We start from the raw sequence: 22305 nt of genomic DNA, 5'->3' as shown, positions 1-22305 counted from the left end.
ATTTACCACATATTTTTAATAATTAAGATTGTATAATTTAAAAATAATTCTTTAAATTGATTCAGTTGAAAATGAGCTTGCCTCTAATACACTCAAAATGGCATTTGCAGTATCCAATGATGTAAATAATGGTACGCCATGTTCAACCGCTTCTCGTCTAATCAAAAATCCATCTTGGTTTAAATCTGACCGGTTTTTATCCATTGTATTGATTACTACTTGCGCCAAGCCACTTCGAATCAAGTCAATTACCGTTTCATCTTCTTGCGTATCAATTTTAGCAACAGTTCGAACATGTAAGCCATTTTTTTCGAAAAAGGCTGCCGTTCCTTTGGTTGCTAGCAAACTATAGCCAATTTCATTAAATCGTTTGGCCAAATCTAATGACTCTTCTTTTGTCTCATCGGCAATCGTAAATAGTACCGAACCATAACTAGGTAAGTGTAACCCTGAAGCTTCAAATGCTTTGTATAAGGCTTTTTCTAAGTTATGATCTGACCCCATCACTTCACCAGTAGATTTCATTTCAGGCCCAAGATACGTATCCACTTTAAGCAGTTTTGTAAAAGAGAAGACTGGTGCTTTTACATGAACTTGTTTACTTTCTGGAAACAGTCCATCCTGATAGCCTAAATCTTTCAATTTTTCTCCAAGAATCACTTTCGTTGCAACTTGCGCCATCGGAATTCCTGTAATTTTACTTAAAAATGGAACCGTTCGACTCGCTCTAGGATTGACTTCTATTACATAAACTTTTGTTTCATGGATGACAAATTGAATATTCATCATTCCGATACAGTTTAAACCTAATGCTAGTTTTCTCGTGTAATTTTCGATTGTTTGTTTAATTTCTTCAGATAATCCTTGTGGCGGATAGACCGCCATTGAGTCTCCAGAATGTACACCTGCGCGTTCAATATGTTCCATAATTCCAGGGATTAAAACCGTTTCCCCATCACAGATGGCATCCACTTCACACTCTTTGCCTAATAAGTAACTATCAACTAAGACAGGATGTTCAGGGGAAGCCTTAACGGCATGTTGCATATAATCTTCTAAATCTTTTTGATTCTCGACGATTTCCATTGCACGACCACCAAGTACATAGCTCGGTCTTACTAATACAGGATACCCTATCTTTTCAGCGATCACAACCGCCTCTTTCGCACTTGTTGCCGTATCTCCAGCAGGTTGAGGAATATCCAGCGCTTGTAAAGCTTGTTCAAATAAATCTCTATTTTCTGCTCGATCCAAGTCTTCAATTGATGTTCCTAAAATTTTAACGCCCTGTTTCGCTAGTGGTTCTGCTAGATTAATTGCTGTTTGCCCACCAAATTGAACAATTACTCCTAGCGGTTGTTCTAATTCAATGACATTCATCACGTCTTCTAGTGTTAATGGTTCAAAATACAGTTTATCAGAAACTGAAAAGTCAGTAGAAACCGTTTCAGGATTACTATTCATGATGATTGCTTCATAACCAGCTGCTTGAATTGCTTTAACCGAATGAACAGTTGCATAATCAAATTCAACCCCTTGACCAATTCGAATCGGACCTGATCCCAGAACTAAAACCGACTCTTTTTCAGAACGAATACTTTCATTTTCAAACTCATAGGTACTATAAAAATAAGGCGTTTGTGATTCAAACTCTGCTGCACAGGTATCAACCATTTTATAAACTGGTAAAAGTTTTTGTTCATGACGATAATCAGAAACCTGTTGTTCTGTCCAATGCCATAATTGAGCAATTTTTCGATCAGTAAATCCATTTTGTTTAGCTTCTTTAAGAATCTCAAGTTCGCCTATCTGATCTGTTAATGCTTGTTCAATTTCTACAATATGCAATAGCTTATCTAAGAAGAAGAGATCAATTTTTGTTAATGAGGCTAAATCCTCAATCGTATACCCTCGTCTGATTGCTTCTGATAAATAGAATAAACGATCATCTTGCGCTTTAACGATTTTTTCAGTTAGTAATTCATCGTTAACTTCTGCTAGTTCGGGTAATTCATTATGAATCGTTCCGATTTCTAGCGATCGTACCGCTTTTAACAACGATTCCTCAATATTGCGACCAATGGCCATAACTTCTCCAGTTGCTTTCATTTGAGTTCCTAACAGTCGATCCCCTTTTTCAAATTTGTCGAAGGGCCAACGAGGAATTTTAGCAACCACGTAATCTAAAGCAGGTTCAAATTCAGCATAGGTTGTTTCGGTTACTGGATTTTTCATTTCGTCTAAAGTTAATCCAACAGCAATTTTTGCCGCTAATTTTGCAATTGGGTAGCCTGTTGCTTTACTTGCCAAAGCAGAAGATCTGGAAACTCTTGGATTAACTTCGATTACATAATAATTAAAACTATGTGGATCAAGTGCTAACTGAACGTTACAACCACCTTCTATTTTTAAAGCACGAATGATTTTTAATGAAGCATCTCTTAATAATTGATATTCGTGGTCAGATAATGTTTGGCTCGGAGCAAATACAATCGAATCACCTGTATGAATCCCCACTGGGTCAAAGTTTTCCATATTACAAACCACGATAGCATTATCAGCAGAATCACGCATCACTTCGTATTCAATTTCTTTATAACCAGCAATACTTTTTTCAATCAAGCATTGGGTAGCTGGAGATAATTTCAAGCCATTTTCAGCAACAATTCGTAATTCTTCTTCGTTATCGCACATTCCACCACCTGTACCGCCTAAAGTAAAGGCGGGTCGAACAATGATTGGATAACCAATTTGATTTGCAAATTCAATTGCTTGAGCGACCGTTGTGACAATCTCACTTTCTGGAATTGGTTGATCTAATTCTTGCATTAATTGTTTGAATAAATCTCGATCTTCTGCTTGATCGATGGCACTTAATTTTGTTCCTAATAACTCTACATTCAATTCTTTTAAAATCCCAGAAGCAGCTAATTCCATTGCCATATTCAAGCCTGTTTGTCCACCTAGGGTTGGTAATAATGCATCTGGACGTTCTTTTCTTAAGATACGTGAAACAAATTCTAACGTAATTGGTTCGATATATACATGATCGGCGATTTCTTTATCCGTCATGATGGTCGCAGGGTTTGAATTGACTAAAACAACTTCATATCCTTCTTCTCTTAAAGCAAGACAAGCTTGTGTTCCCGCATAGTCAAATTCAGCGGCTTGACCAATAATGATTGGACCCGAACCAATCACCATAATTTTTTTGATATCTTTTCTTTTTGGCATTAGTCTTGCTCCTTCCACGCATCCATTGCTTCCATAAATTCATCAAATAAGTGTAGAGCATCATGAGGTCCTGGCGCAGCATCTGGATGATACTGAACCGTAAAGGCAGGATATTCTCGATGACGAATTCCTTCAACTGTTCCGTCATTAATTTCTTTGTGCGTAACAATCAATTTATCAGGATCCAGTGAAGATTCATCTACTGCATACCCATGATTTTGAGAAGTAAAATCGATTCTTCCAGTCGCAATTTCTCGAACTGGATGATTGAGTCCACGATGACCAAATTTCATTTTATACGTATCCGCTCCATTGGCTAGCGCAAATAATTGATGACCTAAGCAGATACCAAAAATCGGGACTTTACCTTGGATTTCTTGAATCATTTTAATTGCTTCTGGAACATCTTTAGGATCTCCAGGTCCATTAGACAACATGACGCCATCTGGTGAAAGCTCTAAAACTGTCTCAGCTGTTGTATTATAAGGTAAAACAGTCAAGTTACAGTGACGCTTTGATAATTCTCTTAAAATACTATGTTTTAAACCAAAATCAATAACAACAACTTTTCTCCCCACGCCTGGGCTTGGGTAAGGTTTTGTTGTTGAGACTTGAGCCACTTGATTTTTCGGTAAAACAGTCGCTCTAAGTTGATCAAAAGCGTGAGGTAAATCATCGTTTGTATCGATGATGCTCGCTTTCATTGTACCAACAGAACGTAATTTTTTTGTCAAAGCACGTGTATCGATCCCTGATATACCTGGAATACCTTTTCTTTTTAAAAATTCATCTAAGGTCATTTGTTGGCGCCAGTTGGAAGCTAGTCGCGCATGTTCTTTGACGATCACTCCTTTACAGGTAGGTGAAATAGATTCATAATCGTCACGATTGATTCCGTAATTACCAACCATTGGGTAGGTAAATGTAATGATTTGTCCGTTAAAGCTTTGATCAGTGATTGTTTCTTGATAGCCCGTCATACTTGTTGTAAAAACAACCTCACCTACCGCATCCGTTTCAGCACCAAACGCATTTCCTTCAAAAACAGTGCCATCTTCTAAAACCAATAATCGCTTCAACTCTTACTCCTCCTCGTTAGACCAAGTTAGTTTTCCATCTACAAACGTCATTTCAGTATTTCCTTTTACTTTCCATCCTGTAAACGGAGTATTGATGCTTTGTGATTCAAACGCCTTATCGTCAATTGCAACTTCATCTTCTAAATTGAACACTGCAATGTCAGCCGCACTGCCAATTGTTAAAGTTCCCACTGTTAAATTAAAAATTTCAGCAGGTTTAGTCGCCATCCAATCGACGACTTGCTCTAATGTGAATTTTCCAGTTTCGACAAAGTGTGTATAAATCAATTGGAAAGCCGTTTCGCTACCTACGATTCCAAATGGAGCTTTTAAAAATGACTGACATTTTTCTTCTAATCCATGCGGGGCATGATCTGTCGCGATACAATCAATTGTTCCATCCAGTAGTCCTTCGATTAGTGCGTCTCGATCTTCTTTTCCTCTTAGTGGTGGGTTCATTTTCCAAAAACCATGATCTTCAGGAATCTGTTCATCAATCAAAATCAAATGATGAGGAGCAACTTCTGCTGTCACATGAATCCCTGCTCGTTTAGCGTCTCGAATCACTCGTACACTTTCTTTTGTCGAAACATGACAAACATGATAATGAACACCAGTTTCTCCTGCTAAAACAACATCTCTAGCAATTTGCGAAGCTTCTGTAGCACTTAAAATTCCCGGTAATCCTAATTTTTTTGAAATCTCCCCTTCATGCATCACTCCACCAAACAATAACGATTCATCTTCAGTATGAGCAACAATTGCCATCTTCAATTTTGCCGCTTCTTTCATTGCTAAGTACATAGTACCTGCCGTTTGAACGCCAACGCCATCATTAGTGAAAGCAAAAGCTCCGACTTCTTTTAATGCTTTTTGATCAGTCAAGGTTTCACTTCTTAATTCTTCAGTAATCGGGGCATATTGTAATACTTTGACTACTGCATCACGTTGAATAATGTCATAAACTTCTTTTAGTTTTTCTGGAGTGTCTGGTACCGGATTTAGATTAGGCATTGCACAAACAGTTGTAAATCCACCTCTTGCTGCTGATTTGCTGCCTGATTTAATCGTTTCTTTATAGGTAAAACCTGGTTCTCTCAAATGAACATGAACATCCACCAATCCCGGTGTAATCAAATGACCTTTCGCATCATAAACTTCATCAAAATCATTTTCGTCAAAATGAGTGCCGATTGCTTTGATAATTCCTTCTTCAATCCAGATGGATACCGAAACTAATTCATTTTCTTTTTTAACTATTTTCCCGTTTTTAATCAATATTTTCATCTTACTCACCTATGCTTTCCCATGTAGTATTGCTTCTAATATGGCCATTCTCATAAAAACACCATTGCTCATTTGTTCAATGATTCGCGATTGAAGACTTTCAACCAACGAATCGGCTAATTCAACATCTCGATTAACTGGCGCTGGATGCATAATAATAGCTTTTTTTTGCAATCGTTTTGCTCGTTCTATGGTTAATCCATACGCATTATGGTAATCCTCTTTAGAAAAAATCTCTGTGCCATCATGTCTTTCATGCTGAACACGTAATAACATCATCACATCTACTTCTTCAACTAGTTCATCTAGCGGTAAATAATGGCCATAAACTTCAAATTGTTTGTCATACCACTCTTCTGGACCAGAAAAGAATATTTTAGCCCCCAAGCGATTGAGTAATTGCATGTTTGATTTTGCAACACGAGAATGGGTAATATCTCCAACGATTGCAACTTTCAAGCCTGCAAAATAGCCAAACTCTTCGTAAATTGTCATCAAATCAAGCAAACACTGCGTTGGGTGCTGACCACTACCATCACCACCATTGATAATCGAACATTGAATCGTTTTACTTTGAATTAATTCATCGTAGTAGTTTTCTTTACTGTGACGAATCACCGCTACATCGACACCAATTGCTGACATGGTTAAGACAGTATCATAAAGTGTTTCGCCTTTTTTGACCGAACTCATGCTCTCTTCAAACTCAATGACTTCTATCCCTAATTTCTTTTCAGCAACGTCAAAGCTTTTATGTGTACGAGTGCTATTTTCAAAAAATAAGTTCGTAGCAAAATACTGCTTTTTCTCTGGTGTCCAAGTCGCTCCTTGTTTAAACTCTTTCGCTCGATGGATTAGACCCATTACTTCTTGGTCGCTTAACGCCTCCGCTGTTAAAAGGTGTTTTAAACTAATTCGTTCAGATGTGATGATCATTTAGTTCTTCCTCCTATTCTTCACTTCGTGCGGTTTCTGGTAAAATTAAATTTAAAATAATTCCTAACACTGTTGCTAATGCCATTGAAGACAATTCGAATGTTTCAACTTTAAAGACTAGTCCTCCGATTCCAATGACTAAAATCACCGAAGCAATCAATAAATTCTTTTTCTTATCAAAATCAATCTTATTATCAATTAATATTTTTAAGCCGCTGGCAGCAATTACTCCGAACAAAACGAAACTAATTCCTGAAATTACAGGTCCAGGGATACTTAAAATTACTGCACTTAATTTCCCAACAAAGCCTAGGGCAACTGCTAACACAGCCGCTCCACCGATGACAAACACGCTATGTACGCGCGTGATTGCTAATACACCAATATTTTCTCCATAACTTGTTACTGGTGGACCGCCTACTAACCCAGCTGTAATTTGCGCTAATCCATCGCCCATCAGCGTTTTCGATAATCCTGGTTCTTCAAAAAAGTTACGCTTGGTAAGTTTATTTAAAACCATTAAATGTCCGATATGTTCTGTCATCGTTACAAAAGCGATTGGTGCCATTGTCGTGATTGCATTTAAATAAAGTTTTGGTTGATATTGGACAAAAGGTACCTTAAAGTTTGGCGTCGCAATCCAAGCCGCTTCTTTAATTAGCTCAACATCTACGATTCCGAAAGCTAAAGCCACTAAATAACCACTTACGATCCCTAACAAAATTGGGATTAGCCCTAAAAATCCTTTAAAATACATGTTATAAAATATGGTTAAGCCTAGCGTAATTAAAGCAACTGCAATATATTTAAAATCGTACACTGTATGCAGCTGATCACTATACATTGCATTATTTGCTGCATTTGCTGCCAAACCTAAACCAATAACCATCACAACTGGCCCAACAACGATTGGCGGCAAAATTTTATCTAGCCATGCTGAACCAATTTTTCTAACAATTAAAGCTACAATTAAATAAACAATTCCTGTAGTCATCGCACCTTGTGCAATTGCTGGATAACCATCACTTTTCATTAACATTTGCATGGCAGCAATAAAAGCAAAACTACTTCCTAAGTAAGCTGGGATTTTCCCTTTTGTTACCGTTAAATAAACGATTGTTCCTAACCCAGAACTGACTAAAGCGATACCTGGATTTATTCCAACTAAAATTGGTACCAATACGGTTGCACCAAACATCGTGAATAAATGCTGTAAGCTTAATCCAATCCAGTGAAGTGGTTTTGGTTTATCATGTATATCTAAAACTGCGTCTTCGTTTCTAAAATCCTTATCCGCTGCCAATGTTCCTACCTGCCTCTTCTATAATTAATTCATTTGTGTTTTAGCAATTAAAATTCGATCTTGTCCGTCTTTTTCTTCCATTTCAACAATGATTTCTTCATTCATTGCGGTTGGAACATTTTTTCCAACATAATCGGCTCTAATCGGTAATTCTCTATGTCCGCGATCCACTAAAACGGCTAAAGAAATTTTACGTGGTCGTCCTAAATCCATAACTGCATCTAATGCCGCGCGAACAGTTCTACCTGTAAATAAAACATCATCAATCAAAATAACTTCTTTCCCCTCTAAAGATACAGGGATTGAAGACGAATGTAATTCTGGTTCAGCTAATGAACGCTCCTTCATCGAACTCGTTTTTACATCATCACGGTAAAGCGTAATATCCAACTCTCCTACTGGTACTTCAAGATGCTCTAATTGTTTCAAACGATCAGCAATTCGTTGAGCAATATAAATCCCTCTCGTTTTGATTCCTACTAAAACAATATCCTCAATTCCTTTGTTTCGTTCAATAATCTCATAGGTGATACGAGTGAGCGCTCTTTTCATTGTTACCGCGTCTACTACCTCTTTGGTTTGCATTTTTTTCCTCCTTAAAATGATCTTCTTTTATTATGACAAAACAAAAAAACTCCTACCCGTTTTGGGCAGGAGGATTGATTACAATACAAGAATACTAATGTACTATTCATCACACACAGATTATTGTCTAAGCGCACTTAGATAGCTCTGCATGTTTCCTTCTTAGCCTCACGGGACTACTCTTAAAGGATCTATTAAATTTTCTTTCTAAAACAGTGTACCCTTTCTTAACAAATAAATCAATGGTTATCGCGTAATTCAGTTAAAGTTTTTTCAAACAACTCGGGTACAGGTGCTTCAAAGACCATCATTTCGCCTGTTTTAGGATGTTTAAAGCCTAAAAGTTCTGCATGTAAAAACTGTCCTTGACCAGGCAATGTTTTTTTAGGCCCATATAAAGGATCACCTGCTACAGGATAGCCAATATATTTCATATGAACACGGATTTGATGAGTTCGTCCTGTTTCTAACTGTAATTGAACTAACGTAAACCCAGAAAAACGCTCTAAAACTTCAAAATGGGTTACTGCTTCTTTTCCACCCTCACGAACATCTTGCTTTTTACGATCCGTTTTTGACCGTCCGATTGGTGCATTGATTTCACCTTTATCATGACCAATTTCACCATGGACTAAAGCAACATATTTTCTTAATGATGTTTTATCTTTTAATTGTGCAGCCAATGCTTCATGCGCTTGATCATTTTTCGCTACCATTAATAAACCAGAAGTATCTTTATCAATTCGATGAACAATTCCTGGTCGAATCACACCGTTTATTGAAGAAAGATCCTTAACATGATAAAGTAACGCATTAACTAACGTACCATGCGTATGACCAGCAGAAGGGTGAACAACCATTCCTTGTGGTTTATTGACGACCAAAACATCTTCATCTTCATAAACAATTGTTATAGGAATATCCTCGGCGATAATATCTAGTTCATCTGGTTCAGGTACCGTGATTTCGATTTCGTCACCTTGCTTTACTTTATAATTAGCTTTGATTACTTCACCATTAACTTGAACTTGTTGCTCCTTCAACCATTGTTGAATTTGCGAACGAGAATGATCATTTAGTTGTTTGCTTAAAACCTTATCAATTCTACCAGTTTCTTGTTCAACTGTTACGTTAATTTTTTCCATCTTTGCCGTCCTTCACTGCTTTTTCTTCTAAAATCAAGTAAATAAAAATACATGCTACACCTATTACTAAAGACATATCTGCAACATTAAATATTGGAAAGTTGATGAAATCGGTTTGAAACATATCAACAACATAACCTAATCGTAAACGATCCACGAAGTTCCCAATTGCTCCAGCCAAAACTAGGGTCAAACCAATCGTAAACCACTTACTGCCATGAACATGTTTAGCCAAAATATAGACGACCACTGCAACGACAATCACAGTAATAATATAGAAGAACCACATTTTGCCTTCTAATAAACTCCAAGCAGCTCCTGTATTTCTAATGTAGGTAAACGATAAGAAGCCTGGGATAAAATCCTTTGTTTCTCCTAATGAAATATTACTGACAGTTAAATACTTTACCCATTGATCTATACCTACAATCAATGCACTAATAATCAAATATACTGCTAACAATTGCTTCAATCCTTTTCTGAAATAGTATATAAATCTCTTGGACGAACGATTCCTAATAAATTCCCATTCGGGTTTCCATCTTTCGTTATCAAAATAGCTTCCAAGCGGATTTGTTCACTAAATAATTTTTCGATATAAAATACAGTTGTATCCGCAGACACAAACTGATAGTTACTTTGTTTATAATTTTTTATTAGTAAATCAGAAGCTTTTTTTCCTGCAAGATTTACCGTTCCCTGTGAACTTTCAATGGCTAACCAAAGACCAATTCCTCTAACCGTGATTAATCCTTTAAAAATCCCAGAATCATAAATCGGAAATTGCGAAAATTGTTTTTTTGCTACAATTGACAATAATTTTTCAACAGAAATATCCATTTCAAAACCTGTCACTTTTTTTGCAAAACGTGGCAAAACCTTTTCAGGACTTAATAGATATTTTTCGATTGTCTGAATTCGCTCAACAGCCCACTCATTCGGTTCAGCAATAATAAAATCATTGGCAATTTGTTCGTGAACAATCGCATTTCTAAGCTGAGCCATTTGGATTAAATCATCTTCAAATTGAGCTAATTCAGAATTTCTTTGCCGACTCACTCTTCTGGTAAGTTCACTAAAGCCCATATTTGCTGGATTATCTAAACGCTCTCTAAGCCATTTTTCAATTCGGTTAAAACTACTCAGAAAATCCTGTGCCCTTTGACCCATGATTAACCTCCTTAATTAGGTACGCGTTTTTTAACATAACACAAAAATAAACAACGTACATCAACAACAAAAGAACAACTCCGAAAAGAGAGACTCTAAAAAACGCCGCTAATGCAATAGCCAAAAATAAAATAAGGTAAATAGACACTAAAATTGGATTCATTGTGATTTCTAATTGAAGTTGATTTTGATTATTATGAATAGTAATTGGCTTACTTTTTAAAGCAAAAAAAGAAACTTGGATAGTCGCTTCTGGTTCTGAAATCGTTACAGTTTTTGTTTCACCTTGATTGATTGAAAACCACTTTTGTTGGTTCTTTTTTACCAATAAAGAACTTGCCATTCCATAGAAACCAGTTTTTCTTGTAATTCGAACTTCCATGCAGATCCCTCCTCTGCTAACTTATTTAGTATATAACAAAATAAGACTTACGTGAAGAAGGAAGTCTGAACAATTTTTTGGAAGCCTAGTTTATTTCAAATGCAAAAATGACAGTATTCACTATTAACGCTGTTAAAGAAAAAATAATTAAAAGTGAGTGAGACAAAAGTAAGGAACACTTTTGTTCTGACCTCTAAAGCCGAGTAAACGGTGGGAGCAGAAGCAACTCCTACGGAAATAAGCGACCAATCACAAAAATTTGAAAAATAATTTTCGTGATTGGTCGCTTATTTCTTGGAGTTAAACACTTCTGTCCCAACCTCTTAGTATAATTAAAATAGACCGACTGCCTGACCATCATTGGTGATATCCATATTTAAAGCTGCAGGTTTTTTTGGTAACCCTGGCATTGTCATTACATCACCTGTCAGCGCCACAATAAAACCAGCGCCAATTTTAGGAACCAATTCACGAATCGTAATCACAAAATCTTCTGGTCTTCCTAATTCTTTAGGATCATCTGATAAAGAATATTGGGTCTTCGCCATACAAACAGGCAAACGATCCCAACCATATTTTTCAAAAGTCGCTAACTGATTTTTAGCTTTTTGAGAAAACGAAACCCCTGAACCACCATAAATTTTAGTTACAATTGCTGTTATTTTTTGTTCTAAATTCATTCCTGGTTCATAAATCGTTTGAAATTCAGCCGTTTTTTCAGCAATAACCTCAACCACTTTTTTAGCTAAATGTTCACCACCAACAGCCCCTTTTTCCCAAACACTCGTTAATTCAACAGGAACATCTATTTTTTCACATAAATCCTTTAATGTCGCTACTTCCTCTGCTGTATCACTCACAAATTCATTAATTGCAACAATAACTGGCAAACCATAACTTTTCATATTTTCAATATGCTTTTGTAAATTAGCAAACCCTTTAATTATAGCTGGAATATTTTCGATATTTAATTCATCTTTTGCTATGCCGCCGTGCATTTTTAACGCGCGAATCGTCGCAACAATTACCACTGCATCGGGTGCTTTTTCTAAGTTCGGCACTTTAATATCTAAGAACTTTTCAGCTCCTAAATCAGCCCCAAAACCTGCTTCGGTTACAACATAGTCACCCAATTTCAATGCCGTTTTTGTTGCTAAAACACTATTACAGCCATGCGCGATATTCGCAAAAGGTCCTCCATGAACAAAAGCAGCTGTCCCATAGATTGTTTGAACCAAATTAGGCTTGATTGCATCTTTTAGTAACAGAGCCAACGCACCTTCAATGCCTAAATCACTTACAGTTACCGGTAAACGGTCATACGTATAACCTACCACAATATTGCCTAGACGGAATTTCAAATTTTCAACATCCGAAGCTAAACATAAAATGGCCATAATTTCGCTTGCCACAGTAATATCAAAACCATCTTCTCTTGGAACTCCTTGAACAGGGCCACCCAAGCCAACAACGACCTTGCGCAATTCTCGGTCATTTAAATCAACGACTCGTTTCCAAATAATTCTTCGCACATCAATATTTAGTTCATTTCCTTGATGAATATGATTATCTAACAAGGCAGCCAAAGCATTGTTAGCAGTTGTGATGGCGTGCATATCCCCAGTAAAGTGTAAGTTAATATCTTCCATCGGTAAAACTTGGGCATACCCGCCGCCAGTCGCACCACCCTTGATTCCCATAACAGGACCTAATGAAGGTTCCCTCAAAGCGATAACAGTTTTTTTACCGATTGCATTCAACGCATCGCCCAAACCAATCGTCACAGTTGATTTCCCTTCTCCAGCAGCTGTTGGATTAATTGATGTTACTAAAATCAAGTGTCCATCTTCTTCATTTTTACGATTTTCAATAGCAGCAAAATCAATTTTTGCTTTATATTTCCCATACATCTCTAATTCTTCTTGATCCAAACCAATTGTTTCAGCTATTTTTGTTATAGGTAACAGGTCAACTTCCTGTGAAATCTCGATATCCGTCTTCATAAACAACCTCTTTTCCGAACTTTTTTTAAGTAAATACTATTTTTGTTAAGTTATTTTATATTATAACGTTTTTATCCGCTTATTTCCATTAAATTTATTACTTTTTGAGAAATCGTTGACGGTCTACAATTTTATCTTTATAATAATGCTAGACTCTACTAGCAAAGAGCCAACATAGCAAATCAATGCTATTTTCAAAACAACAAAGTTTATTTTGAAGAGATTTCTATTTTTAGTTTCTGACGCAGAACTGCTAATCCAGCAGATCTACTATCCTGAAGGAGAGTGAATTGAATGGAAAAAGGCTTTGTAAAATGGTTTGACAACAGAAAAGGATACGGATTTATTGTTTACAATGAAGAGGAGGAAATTTTTGTTCATTTCACTGCTATAGAAGAAGAAGGCTTCAAATTTTTAGAAGAAAATCAACTAGTGACTTTTGAAATCATGGAAGGAACACGTGGTTTACAAGCTGCACACGTAAAAAAAATATAAGATAACGGCTGGAATAGAATTATTCAGCTCCAAGAAATAAGTCTGAACTTACAAAATACCAAGAAACACGAAGAATTCCCAACCATTACTATTGGAGATTCTTCGTGTTTCTTTATTTCTATATAAATGCCATCATTGATACAAGTTTTGTTCTATCTCGCTACTTATCTAATGAACTCAGAAACTTACTGATAGACTCAACACCAAAACTTAAAGCTGCTTCATTCGGATCAAACTTGGCAGAATGCAAGCCATAATCACTATCAACACCAAGCCAAATCATCGTACCAGGAACTTTGGAAAGTAAATAGCCAAAATCTTCACCTGTCATTGCGATAGGAGCATGCTCAAATGTAACATTTTCTTCTTGTTTCATAAAATCAATTAGTTTTTGAGTAGTTTTGACATCATTAACCACAGGTACATAGCCTTTTTGATCAAGGAAAACATCGACTTCACAATTAAAGGAACGTGCAATCCCTTCTGCTACCTCTTTCACTCGACGTTGGGTCAACTGATTCATTTCCTCAGTTAATGTTCGAATCGTTCCCGTTATTTTTGCATCTCCTGCAATCACATTGTTAGTTGTTCCAGCTACAAAAGTCCCAAAAGTAATCACGGCTCCTTCAACGGGGTTAACGTTACGGCTAACGATGGTTTGCGCTTGTTGTACATAACTAGTTGCAGCTACAATCATATCATTTGAAGCATGCGGAAACGCAGCGTGTCCGCCTTTCCCTTTAAACGTAACATGGATTTCGCACGTCGCAGCAAACAAAGTTCCCTCTCTTGTCGTAATTGTGCCTACAGGGAGATCAGGATTTACATGAAGACCATAAAATTCATCCGGCAGCCAATCATCAAATACTCCATCTTCATACATTAGCATACCGCCTGATTCATTTTCTTCTGCTGGTTGAAATAAAAACAAGTAATTGTTTTTAGGCTGTTTTTGAGTTAATTTTTCTAATGTTCCTAACGCAATCGTCATATGAAAATCATGACCACAAGCGTGCATATACCCCTTACGTTTAGACATAAAAACAGAAACTACCTCTTCTTCAATCGGCAACCCATCAATATCCGCTCGCCACCCAATTGTCTTTTCAGGTGCATAGCCATTTATAAATACTAAAATTCCTGTACGCCAAGTTCGTATCTCCATATAAGGTTGCTTTATTTCTTGAATTTCTTTTAATAAAAATTTTTGCGTTTGCTCTTCTTCCAAACCAATTTCTGGAATTTGATGCAGTTCTCTACGAATTGCTACTAATCGTTCGCCAATTGCCATAAACGTTCCTCTTTTCTCATTACATTCCTATCTATTGTCGAATAAAACACCGCAACTGTCAATCTTTGTTTTACTCAAAAAAAAACAATTTTATCTGCTAAATTACTCACTCATAGCCCGAGAGAAACTAAAAAAAAAGAACTCTTTCTCTAAAAGATAAACTATAAAGTAACTTTTGCTTTTCGTATAGCTACTAAAAACTGTTCGCCATATTTGTCTAATTTATTCTGTCCGACTCCCTTAACTTGTAGTAACTGCAGTGAATTTTCTGGTCTCTTCTCACACATTTCCTTCAGAGTGCTATCTGAAAAAACTAAATAAGGCGGTACACCTGCTTCTTGAGCCAAATCCATTCTTAACGCTCTTAACGATTCGAATAATTGATCATCGATCTCAACAACTTTGCGGACTTTTTGATCTTCTTTTCTAAATACTTTGTGATTCCCTAATAAGACATCGACGCCAGAATCAGAAATTGAAAGAATTGGGAATTGTCCATCTGAAGGAACTAAATAGCGTTCTGCCGTGAGGTAATCAATTAATTGAGTAACCTCTTTTTGTGTCCTGTCTTTCATCAATCCATAGGTTGGCAAACGATCAAAATGCCATTGATCAATTTTTTGGTCTTTCGATCCAGTTAGAACTTTCCCGACTAAACCTTTACCAAAGCGCTCTCCCATCCGTTTCACACAAGACAATGCTTTTTGAACATCTACTGTAATATCCACTAATTCACGATCATCTAAACAATTTGAACACTGCTGACATTCATTTCCTGATTCTCCAAAATAACGCAAGATGAACTTTTGCAAACACATTTGAGCATTCGCATATTGAGACATCTCTCTCAATTTCAAATATTCCTTTTGTTTATAATCGATAGTCATTTCAGATTGATCAATAAAAAATTGTTGAATCTGTAAATCCTGCGGCGCATAAAGTAAAATTGCATCACTTGGTAATCCATCTCTACCTGCACGCCCAGCTTCTTGATAGTAAGATTCAATATTTCCCGGAATTTGTGCATGAATAACAAAACGAACATTACTTTTGTTAATCCCCATCCCAAATGCATTTGTCGCAACCATTACTTGTATTTGATCGTAAAGGAATTTTTCTTGATTTTGACTCCGCAACTGCTCATTCATTCCACCATGATACATACCAACCGCAATCTTCTTACTTTGTAATAGGTGGTAAATTCGTTCCACTTCTTTTCTAGTACTCGCGTAAATAATACCAGATTGCTCTTTATTTAGTTTTAAATATTCTAAAAGAAACACATCACGATTTTGATCTTTCACTACTTGAAAAGAGAGATTTTCTCTAGCAAAACCGGTTTTCACTTGATTTTCTGTTGGAATTTTTAATTGCTCAATAATATCTTTTGATACTTGAGGGGTTGCAGTTGCTGTCAATGCAATCACAGTTGGTCTTTGTTCAAACTGTTCAACGATTTCGGCTAATCGCAAATAACTGGGTCTAAAATCATGTCCCCACTGAGAGATACAATGCGCCTCATCAACTGCTAATAGATCAATCGGAACATGTAAGAGCAATTGTTGAAAATCATAAGACTCTAAACGCTCAGGAGCAATATACAATAATTTTACTTCTTTATTGACCGCCATTTGAATTCTGTGGTTCATCTCTTGTTGTGAAATTGTACTATTAATAAATGTCGCTGGAATTCCCATCATATTTAGCGCATCCACTTGGTCTTTCATTAATGAAATTAAAGGTGAAATAACTAAAGTAAGATTTTCTAGCATCAACGCTGGCAATTGATAACAAATCGATTTACCGCCACCAGTGGGCATAATTCCAAGCACATTTTCTTGATTAAGCACATGATTAATGATGGTTTCTTGTCCTTGTCGAAAGTCATCATAACCAAATTTATCTTTCAATAATTGTTTAATATCAACCATGAATTTATCTCCGTTCTAGCGTATCTGTTTGTCATTCTACCATGTTAAATATCGCCATTCAAGCTCTCTTAAATCAAACGTGAAACTTTTGCTTTTTTGTGAAACATTTTTTATTAACTCTCAAAACTGAAACCATTGATTTATCAAGGTTGTATACTTATAGATACGCAAATCTGTGAATAAATCGTTTATAGTTATCCACAGAAAATAAAAAGGTTTTTGTAAACTTGTGATAAAAATTCTAACAACTAAAAAACCCACCTCAGGGTAAAGGTGGGAAAGGAGTTAAAAATGAAAAATATTTTGTTAGGGTTGTTTGTTGGTATATTTGTATATTACCGATCAAATATGATCATTTTATGAATATTCTGCTTCTTTTAAACGTTATTTTTTCATTTTTTTATAGTACTAGCCAATAAGCAAAAGCTATCAAATATTATGTTATACTAATATTTAATTTTATTAAAACAATTATATTAGAGCATAGCTGAAAATGATTAATAAATCAGAATTTTCAGGACATTTAGCGAGAAAGAAAAAAAGAAAACATTGCTTATGTAGGATATAAGCTAGATTTTATGACAATGGGTTTCAACTAAAACAAAAATCTATTAATAACTATAATATTCAAACACTCCCTAGTTATTTATTGATTATTAAAAGTTATTTTTAATTATCCTAGGTAGACTCGTTAAGTTCTGTGATATAATTATTTTGAAAGCGAGGTGAGCATGGTGAATTTCTTTTTCTTTACAGATAAACCAAATCACAATGGTGAAACTATTATTCACACAATGGACTGCGATCAATTACCTTCAGTTGAAAAACGTACAATGATTGGCTTTAAGGCAAATGGATCAGAAGCCTTAACTGAAGCTAAAAATCAATTTTCTGGTAAAAAGTTTGCTGTGTGCCCTTCTTGTTGTCCTTGGGATAAAAGACAAAAATTTAAAGAAGTTCAATAATTATTTCTTCTTTTAAAATTTAAGAAACAAGCCGAAATAGCTAATGTTCAACAAATACATTAAAAATATTTCAGCTTGTTTCAAAAAATTTTATTAACAAATTAATTTTTATGAAAGACAAATCTACACTAAACTACTCATCCTCTCCATTCATTTTTAAAATATCAACCGTTGAATTCATTCTTTTTATTTTGTAAAAAACGCTATTTCATATGTTTTTCATTCTTTCTGTTATTACCCTTGATTGTAAGCGCTTTATAGTTTATAATAGCAATCATGAGAAGAGGCGATTCGTTTATGTATGCAATAAAAGTACTTCACGGCTATCTCACGACAGATGGAAAAAGAACTAGAAATAAGAAGATGGCTAAACGTTATAAAAATAAAGAAGCAGCCGAAAAATTTGCACATATCATTGGTGGAAGAGTGAAAAAATTAGACTAGACTTAATGATTTAAGGGTAGAATAATTTACACTTTTTCAGCTTTTTTATTTCCCAAACTTTCCAAAGCTAGGTTTACTCATAAAACTCATTTATAAAGAATCTATTAAGCATTTGACTCGTAATTTCAATATAATTCAAAAAAGCACCCACCTCAAAAGAGATGGGCCAGGAGTTAGAAAGGTAATAAAAAGGTATTTACTATTGGGTTACATTCATATTAACCAATCAAACTTAAACGAAGCTTAAATCGTCTACTTATTGTTCAATTCTTTTATAAACAATCGGCAAATCAAAACCAAAAATTCTTTTCTCCCCATTATACATTTCTTCTTTTATAATTAAATTTTCCGTCGATATTTCTTGTTCCAAAATAAATTGTGTTTTTGAGGTAAATTGACTAGTTGAGTTACCACTAAATTTATCTTCTGTTTTTTTGTATACAAGCGGAGTAAATTTATCCGAAATAGCTAGCTCATTATAGTCAACTGGAGAAACCTCTTCATATTTTTTGTTAAGCCATTCTTTTGGAATCACTGTTGCAGAAAGGACAACTTGGTTCGATTCATTTAACTCAAATAGAAAAACATCTGATTTAAACTTTTCTTTTCCATTTAGCACATAATAACTTTCTTCAAACAAATAAATTCCTTGAAAGCCTGTAGGCAAGTTCATTATTTTACTATTCAAAATATGATTTTTATGCGTAGCAAATGGAAATGTTATTTGCTCTGTCTCAGATAGTTGCTCATACTGCTCCTTATTTGAAAAATCCCCTTCAAGCATTTGAGAAATCAACTTTACATCATTCATTGTAATCACTCCTTTTATAAACTCAAACATTTAATACTTTGCTTAACTATTTTGATTTGCTTGATTTAGTGTTTCCAAGCATAGATTAAATGACTAAATATAGCTAATCATGCGATGTCAATAACTATTGAAAACCAAAACCCAACGAATTGATTTAAGAAATCTCTGAGTAATTGTGGAATCAATAAACTGAAAAAGAGAACGACTAGCTTAATGCCATTATTACTTTAATTATAGTATCTTTTAGTCATTTCAAAATAATTAACCACGTTATTCATCTGTCACCTCTATAAATAAGTATACACCTTATTATTTATTGAGCAATTAAATAGATGTTTTGATTGCTTTTCGCTAGTTTTCAGTTAATCTTTCTTCTTTTATTCGATTGATTAATTCCTTTGCTTCTTTAATCGTAGTTGCTCTTGGATCAATAGAAAGATTGTATTCTTTTATAGTTTCTCCATTTTCATCTTGCTCGACAGCTGTCGTTTCCCCATTATCTAAACCACCCATAAAACTAAATCCGTCAGTTTTAGGAATAGCTAATATTTTATAATCATCGATTTCCGAAAACATACTTTCTATCAATCAATCTAAATCTTCTGTTTTTTCTGCTAATTCTCTTATTTGTTGTAACGTATAGTTAGGTTCTATCTTATCTGGTATATCATCTTTTATTCGTTTGTATTCCATTGGTTTACTTAAACCAGTTGCATCCGTCCTTGTTGTCCCGAAATTTAAGATAATATTCCCAGATTCGAGTAAATCAAACATAAAAGCAAGTTCCGTTGTTTTATTTTCAAACCGATAAAAAACGGAAGAGCCTTCGTTTGTTTTAGAAATAAATTCTGTTTGACTATTTTCTCTATCATCATATTGAATAGTTAGCCCTTGATCATTCTTAGAAATATAGACAATACCAGTTTCACTAGAATCATCGATGCACTCCCACGTACCGAGCAATTTTTGATAATCTTGCTCTGACATCTGATCGATAACCTTTTTATTATTTGTTGATGTTGCTGTTGAATTTGTTGATATAGTTGTTGTCGAAGCTTTGGTCGTTTTAGAAATTTCTTTTTCAGCACATCCACTTATTAAAACCAGAAAAAATATAACAAGTAGCAGTCCATTTTTCTTCATTCTGTCCTCTCCTTTTTCCTACTGATTTTAGGATACCAAGAATGCGAAGTGATTGCTATAAAAATCGGTATTTATTCAAGAACATGTTTATCTTAAAATCAATTTTAAATGTTACAAAAAATATTTTTACAATTAAACATTAAAATTATCATAAAAAAAGAACCCTTGATAAACAAGGGTTCTTCACCGTTTATAAAACGAATATTAACGACGGATTTCTTTAATACGAGCTGCTTTACCATGTAATGCACGTACCTCTTCTATATTTTCTTTGTTATTTCAAACTATATTCATCCGTTTCCGTACATGGTTTTATTGATGTTTGTAATTGCTATTTTATTTCAATCATATTTCGATGTTCAATGATTTTTGCGTACTTTTTTGCGTATCTTTTTCCAAAAATAGATTTTAAATTTATTCGTTTTTCGCTTTACAATACGAACGTATATTCGTATAATGTTTTTGAGGTGAACACCATGACAGACGAACACAATTTACACGACCCGTACTTTTCTCAGTACCAGGATCGCGGCATTCAAAAATGGCTAGGATTTATGCTATCAGAGCATACGGCGCAAATAGCAGCCGAAAAACAAAGGATAGCAAAAGTTATACCGCAAAAGCGGAAAATGACCGAAAATGAGATTGGACAAATATTTGAGTTTGCGTTTAATAATAATCGGCAAGTGGTTGTGCAATTAGAAATGACAGATACAGATGGCAACTACTTTGAGGATACTGTAGGATTTATAAACGGTTACGATGATTTGGGTTATATGATTGGTGATGAGAAAATTCACTATGATGAGATTAGAAACGTTGAATTGTTTGATTTCAAAAAGTGGTCGGACGTATGAACATCATCGATCAATACGAAGCACGTTTGATTGATTACGATTGCTTACAGTCTATTATCTGGGGATGTGGGCAAAAATTAATCAATGAGGTTGGCCTTGATAAGTTTGTGTTTTACTTAAATGCTGAGGAAGGTGAATACTATGAAGAAAAATAGCTATGTTGGTGTAGTAGATAAAATTAGAGTAATTAAGTCATTTCCTGATATGCTAGTACGCTTTACTTTGCACACTCAAACAGAGGACATCAATTGCCTTGTCAGTCGAAAAGAACTAGCTAACCTTATACTATTTTTAGATGATGGGAAATATGAACTTGCTACCTTTGGTCATTATAATAGTAGAAACCAATTCGTGATAGAGAAATTTAACATTAGAAATCCTGATAATTTTATCCGTGAATTTGTATTAAAACCTATGGCTCAGATAGCTTAGTCCCTCTTTTGTAGAGGGATTTTTTTGTGAATAAAGCGGTTTTTATTTAGGAAAAAGGTTGACTTTTCATACTACGCATAGTATATTTAATATATAGAAAGGAGGTAGGAAATGCTAGAAGATATAGAAAAAGCCGTCAATATTGTTTTTCTCTTTCTTAGTAGTATCTGGCTACTAATGAAAATCAATAAAGACGACAAATAACCTAGGTTGGGGCAAACGCCCCTTCCTTCTATATAATTATAGCATAGAAATCATGAAGAAAAAATATATTTATATCGTGTTGCTACTACTCATCATTTTACAGTTGGTTCTTGTCTTCATTGATAAAAGTAACAATATTTTACAATCAATAATTAATGTTGCTATGATAGCTGTACTCATCAATGATATCGCAATTTCAAGAAAGGAGTAATCAAATGACTGACAAAAACACACAAACAGAAGCCAATAAACGTTGGCAAGAAAAAAACAAGACTAAAGCTAAGTATTTAAGCGATCGTTCTAGAGCTAGGTCATTTATTCGTAATCAAGCTAGTATTGAAGATTTAGCGGAATTCGAACAACTGATTGCAGAACGTAAAAATGTTTTACCACAATAAAAAAATAATAACCTGACCTCTTTGCGTATTTTATCGCAAGGAGGTTGTTATGGATTATGTAGTTGTACTGGATGACAATATTATTTACTTAGTATGTGACCACGGATTTGCTCGCTTGGTGTTTAGCAGCACTGAGGTCGCCGAAGGATTTAGCAGATTTATTGAGGACAAAATAAAAAAGCCCTAGAAATTAATCTAAGGCTTTTTGCA

General features: G+C 35.0%; 24 protein-coding genes. 8 read left to right on the top strand and 16 right to left on the bottom strand.

Going from position 1 to position 22305, the window contains the following annotated elements:
* Window positions 1–51 precede the first annotated feature (51 nt).
* From carB to ACYSNW_RS04915, 11 genes are all read right to left on the bottom strand, one after another.
* Window positions 52–3234: a carbamoyl-phosphate synthase large subunit gene (gene carB / locus ACYSNW_RS04965; RefSeq protein WP_461743357.1), complete on the bottom strand. Its 3183-nt coding sequence runs from the start codon at window positions 3232–3234 to the stop codon at window positions 52–54.
* Window positions 3234–4313 (bottom strand): carbamoyl phosphate synthase small subunit, encoded by a 1080-nt coding sequence (locus tag ACYSNW_RS04960; RefSeq protein ID WP_461743356.1) that lies wholly within the window; start codon window positions 4311–4313, stop codon window positions 3234–3236. The genes carB and ACYSNW_RS04960 overlap by 1 nt, the downstream gene beginning before the upstream one ends.
* Window positions 4314–4316: 3 nt before the next feature.
* A complete protein-coding gene (locus tag ACYSNW_RS04955) occupies window positions 4317–5600 on the bottom strand; it encodes a dihydroorotase (protein WP_461743355.1) in 1284 nt (427 codons plus the stop codon).
* 9 nt (window positions 5601–5609) lie between these two features.
* Window positions 5610–6536: an aspartate carbamoyltransferase catalytic subunit gene (locus tag ACYSNW_RS04950; RefSeq protein ID WP_461743354.1), complete on the bottom strand. Its 927-nt coding sequence runs from the start codon at window positions 6534–6536 to the stop codon at window positions 5610–5612.
* 13 nt (window positions 6537–6549) lie between these two features.
* Window positions 6550–7839 (bottom strand): solute carrier family 23 protein, encoded by a 1290-nt coding sequence (locus ACYSNW_RS04945; RefSeq protein WP_461743353.1) that lies wholly within the window; start codon window positions 7837–7839, stop codon window positions 6550–6552.
* A 24-nt stretch (window positions 7840–7863) separates the two neighbouring features.
* Complete coding sequence (pyrR, locus tag ACYSNW_RS04940; protein WP_461743352.1) at window positions 7864–8424, bottom strand: bifunctional pyr operon transcriptional regulator/uracil phosphoribosyltransferase PyrR; 561 nt, start codon at window positions 8422–8424, stop codon at window positions 7864–7866.
* Window positions 8425–8663: 239 nt separating this feature from the next.
* Complete coding sequence (locus ACYSNW_RS04935; RefSeq protein ID WP_461743351.1) at window positions 8664–9569, bottom strand: RluA family pseudouridine synthase; 906 nt, start codon at window positions 9567–9569, stop codon at window positions 8664–8666.
* Window positions 9556–10032, bottom strand: a complete 477-nt coding sequence (lspA, locus tag ACYSNW_RS04930; RefSeq protein WP_461743350.1) for a signal peptidase II — start codon at window positions 10030–10032, stop codon at window positions 9556–9558. Before lspA ends, ACYSNW_RS04935 begins: the two co-directional genes overlap by 14 nt.
* A 5-nt stretch (window positions 10033–10037) precedes the next feature.
* Window positions 10038–10739, bottom strand: coding sequence for a CBS domain-containing protein (locus ACYSNW_RS04925; RefSeq protein WP_461743349.1), 702 nt, complete (start codon window positions 10737–10739; stop codon window positions 10038–10040).
* Window positions 10708–11121, bottom strand: coding sequence for a hypothetical protein (locus tag ACYSNW_RS04920; RefSeq protein ID WP_461743348.1), 414 nt, complete (start codon window positions 11119–11121; stop codon window positions 10708–10710). The genes ACYSNW_RS04925 and ACYSNW_RS04920 overlap by 32 nt, the downstream gene beginning before the upstream one ends.
* A 332-nt stretch (window positions 11122–11453) precedes the next feature.
* On the bottom strand, window positions 11454–13124 hold the full coding sequence (locus ACYSNW_RS04915) for a formate--tetrahydrofolate ligase (protein ID WP_461743347.1): 1671 nt from the start codon (window positions 13122–13124) through the stop codon (window positions 11454–11456).
* Window positions 13125–13418: 294 nt separating this feature from the next.
* Here ACYSNW_RS04915 and ACYSNW_RS04910 point away from each other — a divergent pair, with 294 nt between their 5' ends.
* On the top strand, window positions 13419–13619 hold the full coding sequence (locus ACYSNW_RS04910) for a cold-shock protein (RefSeq protein WP_461743346.1): 201 nt from the start codon (window positions 13419–13421) through the stop codon (window positions 13617–13619).
* Window positions 13620–13779: 160 nt separating this feature from the next.
* On the opposite strand, the gene ACYSNW_RS04905 is transcribed toward ACYSNW_RS04910, so the two are convergent.
* Both ACYSNW_RS04905 and recQ read right to left on the bottom strand, forming a co-directional pair.
* A complete protein-coding gene (locus ACYSNW_RS04905; RefSeq protein WP_461743345.1) occupies window positions 13780–14910 on the bottom strand; it encodes an N-acetyldiaminopimelate deacetylase in 1131 nt (376 codons plus the stop codon).
* A 161-nt stretch (window positions 14911–15071) separates the two neighbouring features.
* The gene (gene recQ, locus ACYSNW_RS04900; protein ID WP_461743344.1) at window positions 15072–16841 is read right to left on the bottom strand and encodes a DNA helicase RecQ; all 1770 of its coding nucleotides are present in this window, start codon (window positions 16839–16841) and stop codon (window positions 15072–15074) included.
* A gap of 731 nt (window positions 16842–17572) precedes the next feature.
* Between recQ and ACYSNW_RS04895 the strand changes: the two genes are divergently transcribed.
* Window positions 17573–17806, top strand: coding sequence for a hypothetical protein (locus tag ACYSNW_RS04895; RefSeq protein WP_461743343.1), 234 nt, complete (start codon window positions 17573–17575; stop codon window positions 17804–17806).
* A gap of 297 nt (window positions 17807–18103) precedes the next feature.
* Entirely contained in the window at window positions 18104–18250 is a 147-nt protein-coding gene (locus tag ACYSNW_RS04890; protein WP_461743342.1) for a hypothetical protein, read from the top strand.
* A gap of 256 nt (window positions 18251–18506) precedes the next feature.
* On the opposite strand, the gene ACYSNW_RS04885 is transcribed toward ACYSNW_RS04890, so the two are convergent.
* The 3 genes from ACYSNW_RS04885 to ACYSNW_RS04875 form a co-directional block, all read right to left on the bottom strand.
* On the bottom strand, window positions 18507–19061 hold the full coding sequence (locus ACYSNW_RS04885; protein ID WP_461743341.1) for a hypothetical protein: 555 nt from the start codon (window positions 19059–19061) through the stop codon (window positions 18507–18509).
* 351 nt (window positions 19062–19412) lie between these two features.
* A complete protein-coding gene (locus ACYSNW_RS04880) occupies window positions 19413–19649 on the bottom strand; it encodes a hypothetical protein (protein ID WP_461743340.1) in 237 nt (78 codons plus the stop codon).
* Window positions 19650–20204: a hypothetical protein gene (locus ACYSNW_RS04875; protein ID WP_461743339.1), complete on the bottom strand. Its 555-nt coding sequence runs from the start codon at window positions 20202–20204 to the stop codon at window positions 19650–19652. It abuts the gene before it with no gap.
* A gap of 476 nt (window positions 20205–20680) precedes the next feature.
* On the opposite strand from ACYSNW_RS04875, the gene ACYSNW_RS04870 reads away from it, so the two are divergent.
* The 5 genes from ACYSNW_RS04870 to ACYSNW_RS04850 all read left to right on the top strand — a co-directional run bounded on the left by ACYSNW_RS04870 (window position 20681) and on the right by ACYSNW_RS04850 (window position 22282).
* Window positions 20681–21061, top strand: a complete 381-nt coding sequence (locus ACYSNW_RS04870; protein ID WP_461743338.1) for a hypothetical protein — start codon at window positions 20681–20683, stop codon at window positions 21059–21061.
* Window positions 21058–21216, top strand: coding sequence for a hypothetical protein (locus ACYSNW_RS04865; protein ID WP_461743337.1), 159 nt, complete (start codon window positions 21058–21060; stop codon window positions 21214–21216). The genes ACYSNW_RS04870 and ACYSNW_RS04865 overlap by 4 nt, the downstream gene beginning before the upstream one ends.
* On the top strand, window positions 21203–21493 hold the full coding sequence (locus ACYSNW_RS04860; protein WP_461743336.1) for a hypothetical protein: 291 nt from the start codon (window positions 21203–21205) through the stop codon (window positions 21491–21493). The genes ACYSNW_RS04865 and ACYSNW_RS04860 overlap by 14 nt, the downstream gene beginning before the upstream one ends.
* Before the next feature lie 419 nt (window positions 21494–21912).
* Window positions 21913–22095 (top strand): hypothetical protein, encoded by a 183-nt coding sequence (locus ACYSNW_RS04855; RefSeq protein WP_461743335.1) that lies wholly within the window; start codon window positions 21913–21915, stop codon window positions 22093–22095.
* 49 nt (window positions 22096–22144) lie between these two features.
* Window positions 22145–22282, top strand: a complete 138-nt coding sequence (locus ACYSNW_RS04850; RefSeq protein WP_461743334.1) for a hypothetical protein — start codon at window positions 22145–22147, stop codon at window positions 22280–22282.
* Window positions 22283–22305 lie beyond the last annotated feature (23 nt).

It is taken from the genome of Enterococcus sp. LJL99 (genome assembly GCF_054871725.1).
This window is presented reverse-complemented; position numbering and strand designations above follow the sequence as displayed.

Coding starts and splice junctions, on each gene's coding strand:
- carB (WP_461743357.1), bottom strand. CDS start 3,234: ATGCCAAAAAGAAAAGATATCAAAAAAATTATGGTGATTGGTTCGGGT.
- ACYSNW_RS04955 (WP_461743355.1), bottom strand. CDS start 5,600: ATGAAAATATTGATTAAAAACGGGAAAATAGTTAAAAAAGAAAATGAA.
- ACYSNW_RS04950 (WP_461743354.1), bottom strand. CDS start 6,536: ATGATCATCACATCTGAACGAATTAGTTTAAAACACCTTTTAACAGCG.
- pyrR (WP_461743352.1), bottom strand. CDS start 8,424: ATGCAAACCAAAGAGGTAGTAGACGCGGTAACAATGAAAAGAGCGCTC.
- ACYSNW_RS04935 (WP_461743351.1), bottom strand. CDS start 9,569: ATGGAAAAAATTAACGTAACAGTTGAACAAGAAACTGGTAGAATTGAT.
- ACYSNW_RS04925 (WP_461743349.1), bottom strand. CDS start 10,739: ATGGGTCAAAGGGCACAGGATTTTCTGAGTAGTTTTAACCGAATTGAA.
- ACYSNW_RS04920 (WP_461743348.1), bottom strand. CDS start 11,121: ATGGAAGTTCGAATTACAAGAAAAACTGGTTTCTATGGAATGGCAAGT.
- ACYSNW_RS04915 (WP_461743347.1), bottom strand. CDS start 13,124: ATGAAGACGGATATCGAGATTTCACAGGAAGTTGACCTGTTACCTATA.
- ACYSNW_RS04910 (WP_461743346.1), top strand. CDS start 13,419: ATGGAAAAAGGCTTTGTAAAATGGTTTGACAACAGAAAAGGATACGGA.
- ACYSNW_RS04905 (WP_461743345.1), bottom strand. CDS start 14,910: ATGGCAATTGGCGAACGATTAGTAGCAATTCGTAGAGAACTGCATCAA.
- recQ (WP_461743344.1), bottom strand. CDS start 16,841: ATGGTTGATATTAAACAATTATTGAAAGATAAATTTGGTTATGATGAC.
- ACYSNW_RS04895 (WP_461743343.1), top strand. CDS start 17,573: ATGGTGAATTTCTTTTTCTTTACAGATAAACCAAATCACAATGGTGAA.
- ACYSNW_RS04890 (WP_461743342.1), top strand. CDS start 18,104: ATGTATGCAATAAAAGTACTTCACGGCTATCTCACGACAGATGGAAAA.
- ACYSNW_RS04885 (WP_461743341.1), bottom strand. CDS start 19,061: ATGAATGATGTAAAGTTGATTTCTCAAATGCTTGAAGGGGATTTTTCA.
- ACYSNW_RS04875 (WP_461743339.1), bottom strand. CDS start 20,204: ATGAAGAAAAATGGACTGCTACTTGTTATATTTTTTCTGGTTTTAATA.
- ACYSNW_RS04870 (WP_461743338.1), top strand. CDS start 20,681: ATGACAGACGAACACAATTTACACGACCCGTACTTTTCTCAGTACCAG.
- ACYSNW_RS04865 (WP_461743337.1), top strand. CDS start 21,058: ATGAACATCATCGATCAATACGAAGCACGTTTGATTGATTACGATTGC.
- ACYSNW_RS04860 (WP_461743336.1), top strand. CDS start 21,203: ATGAAGAAAAATAGCTATGTTGGTGTAGTAGATAAAATTAGAGTAATT.
- ACYSNW_RS04855 (WP_461743335.1), top strand. CDS start 21,913: ATGACTGACAAAAACACACAAACAGAAGCCAATAAACGTTGGCAAGAA.
- ACYSNW_RS04850 (WP_461743334.1), top strand. CDS start 22,145: ATGGATTATGTAGTTGTACTGGATGACAATATTATTTACTTAGTATGT.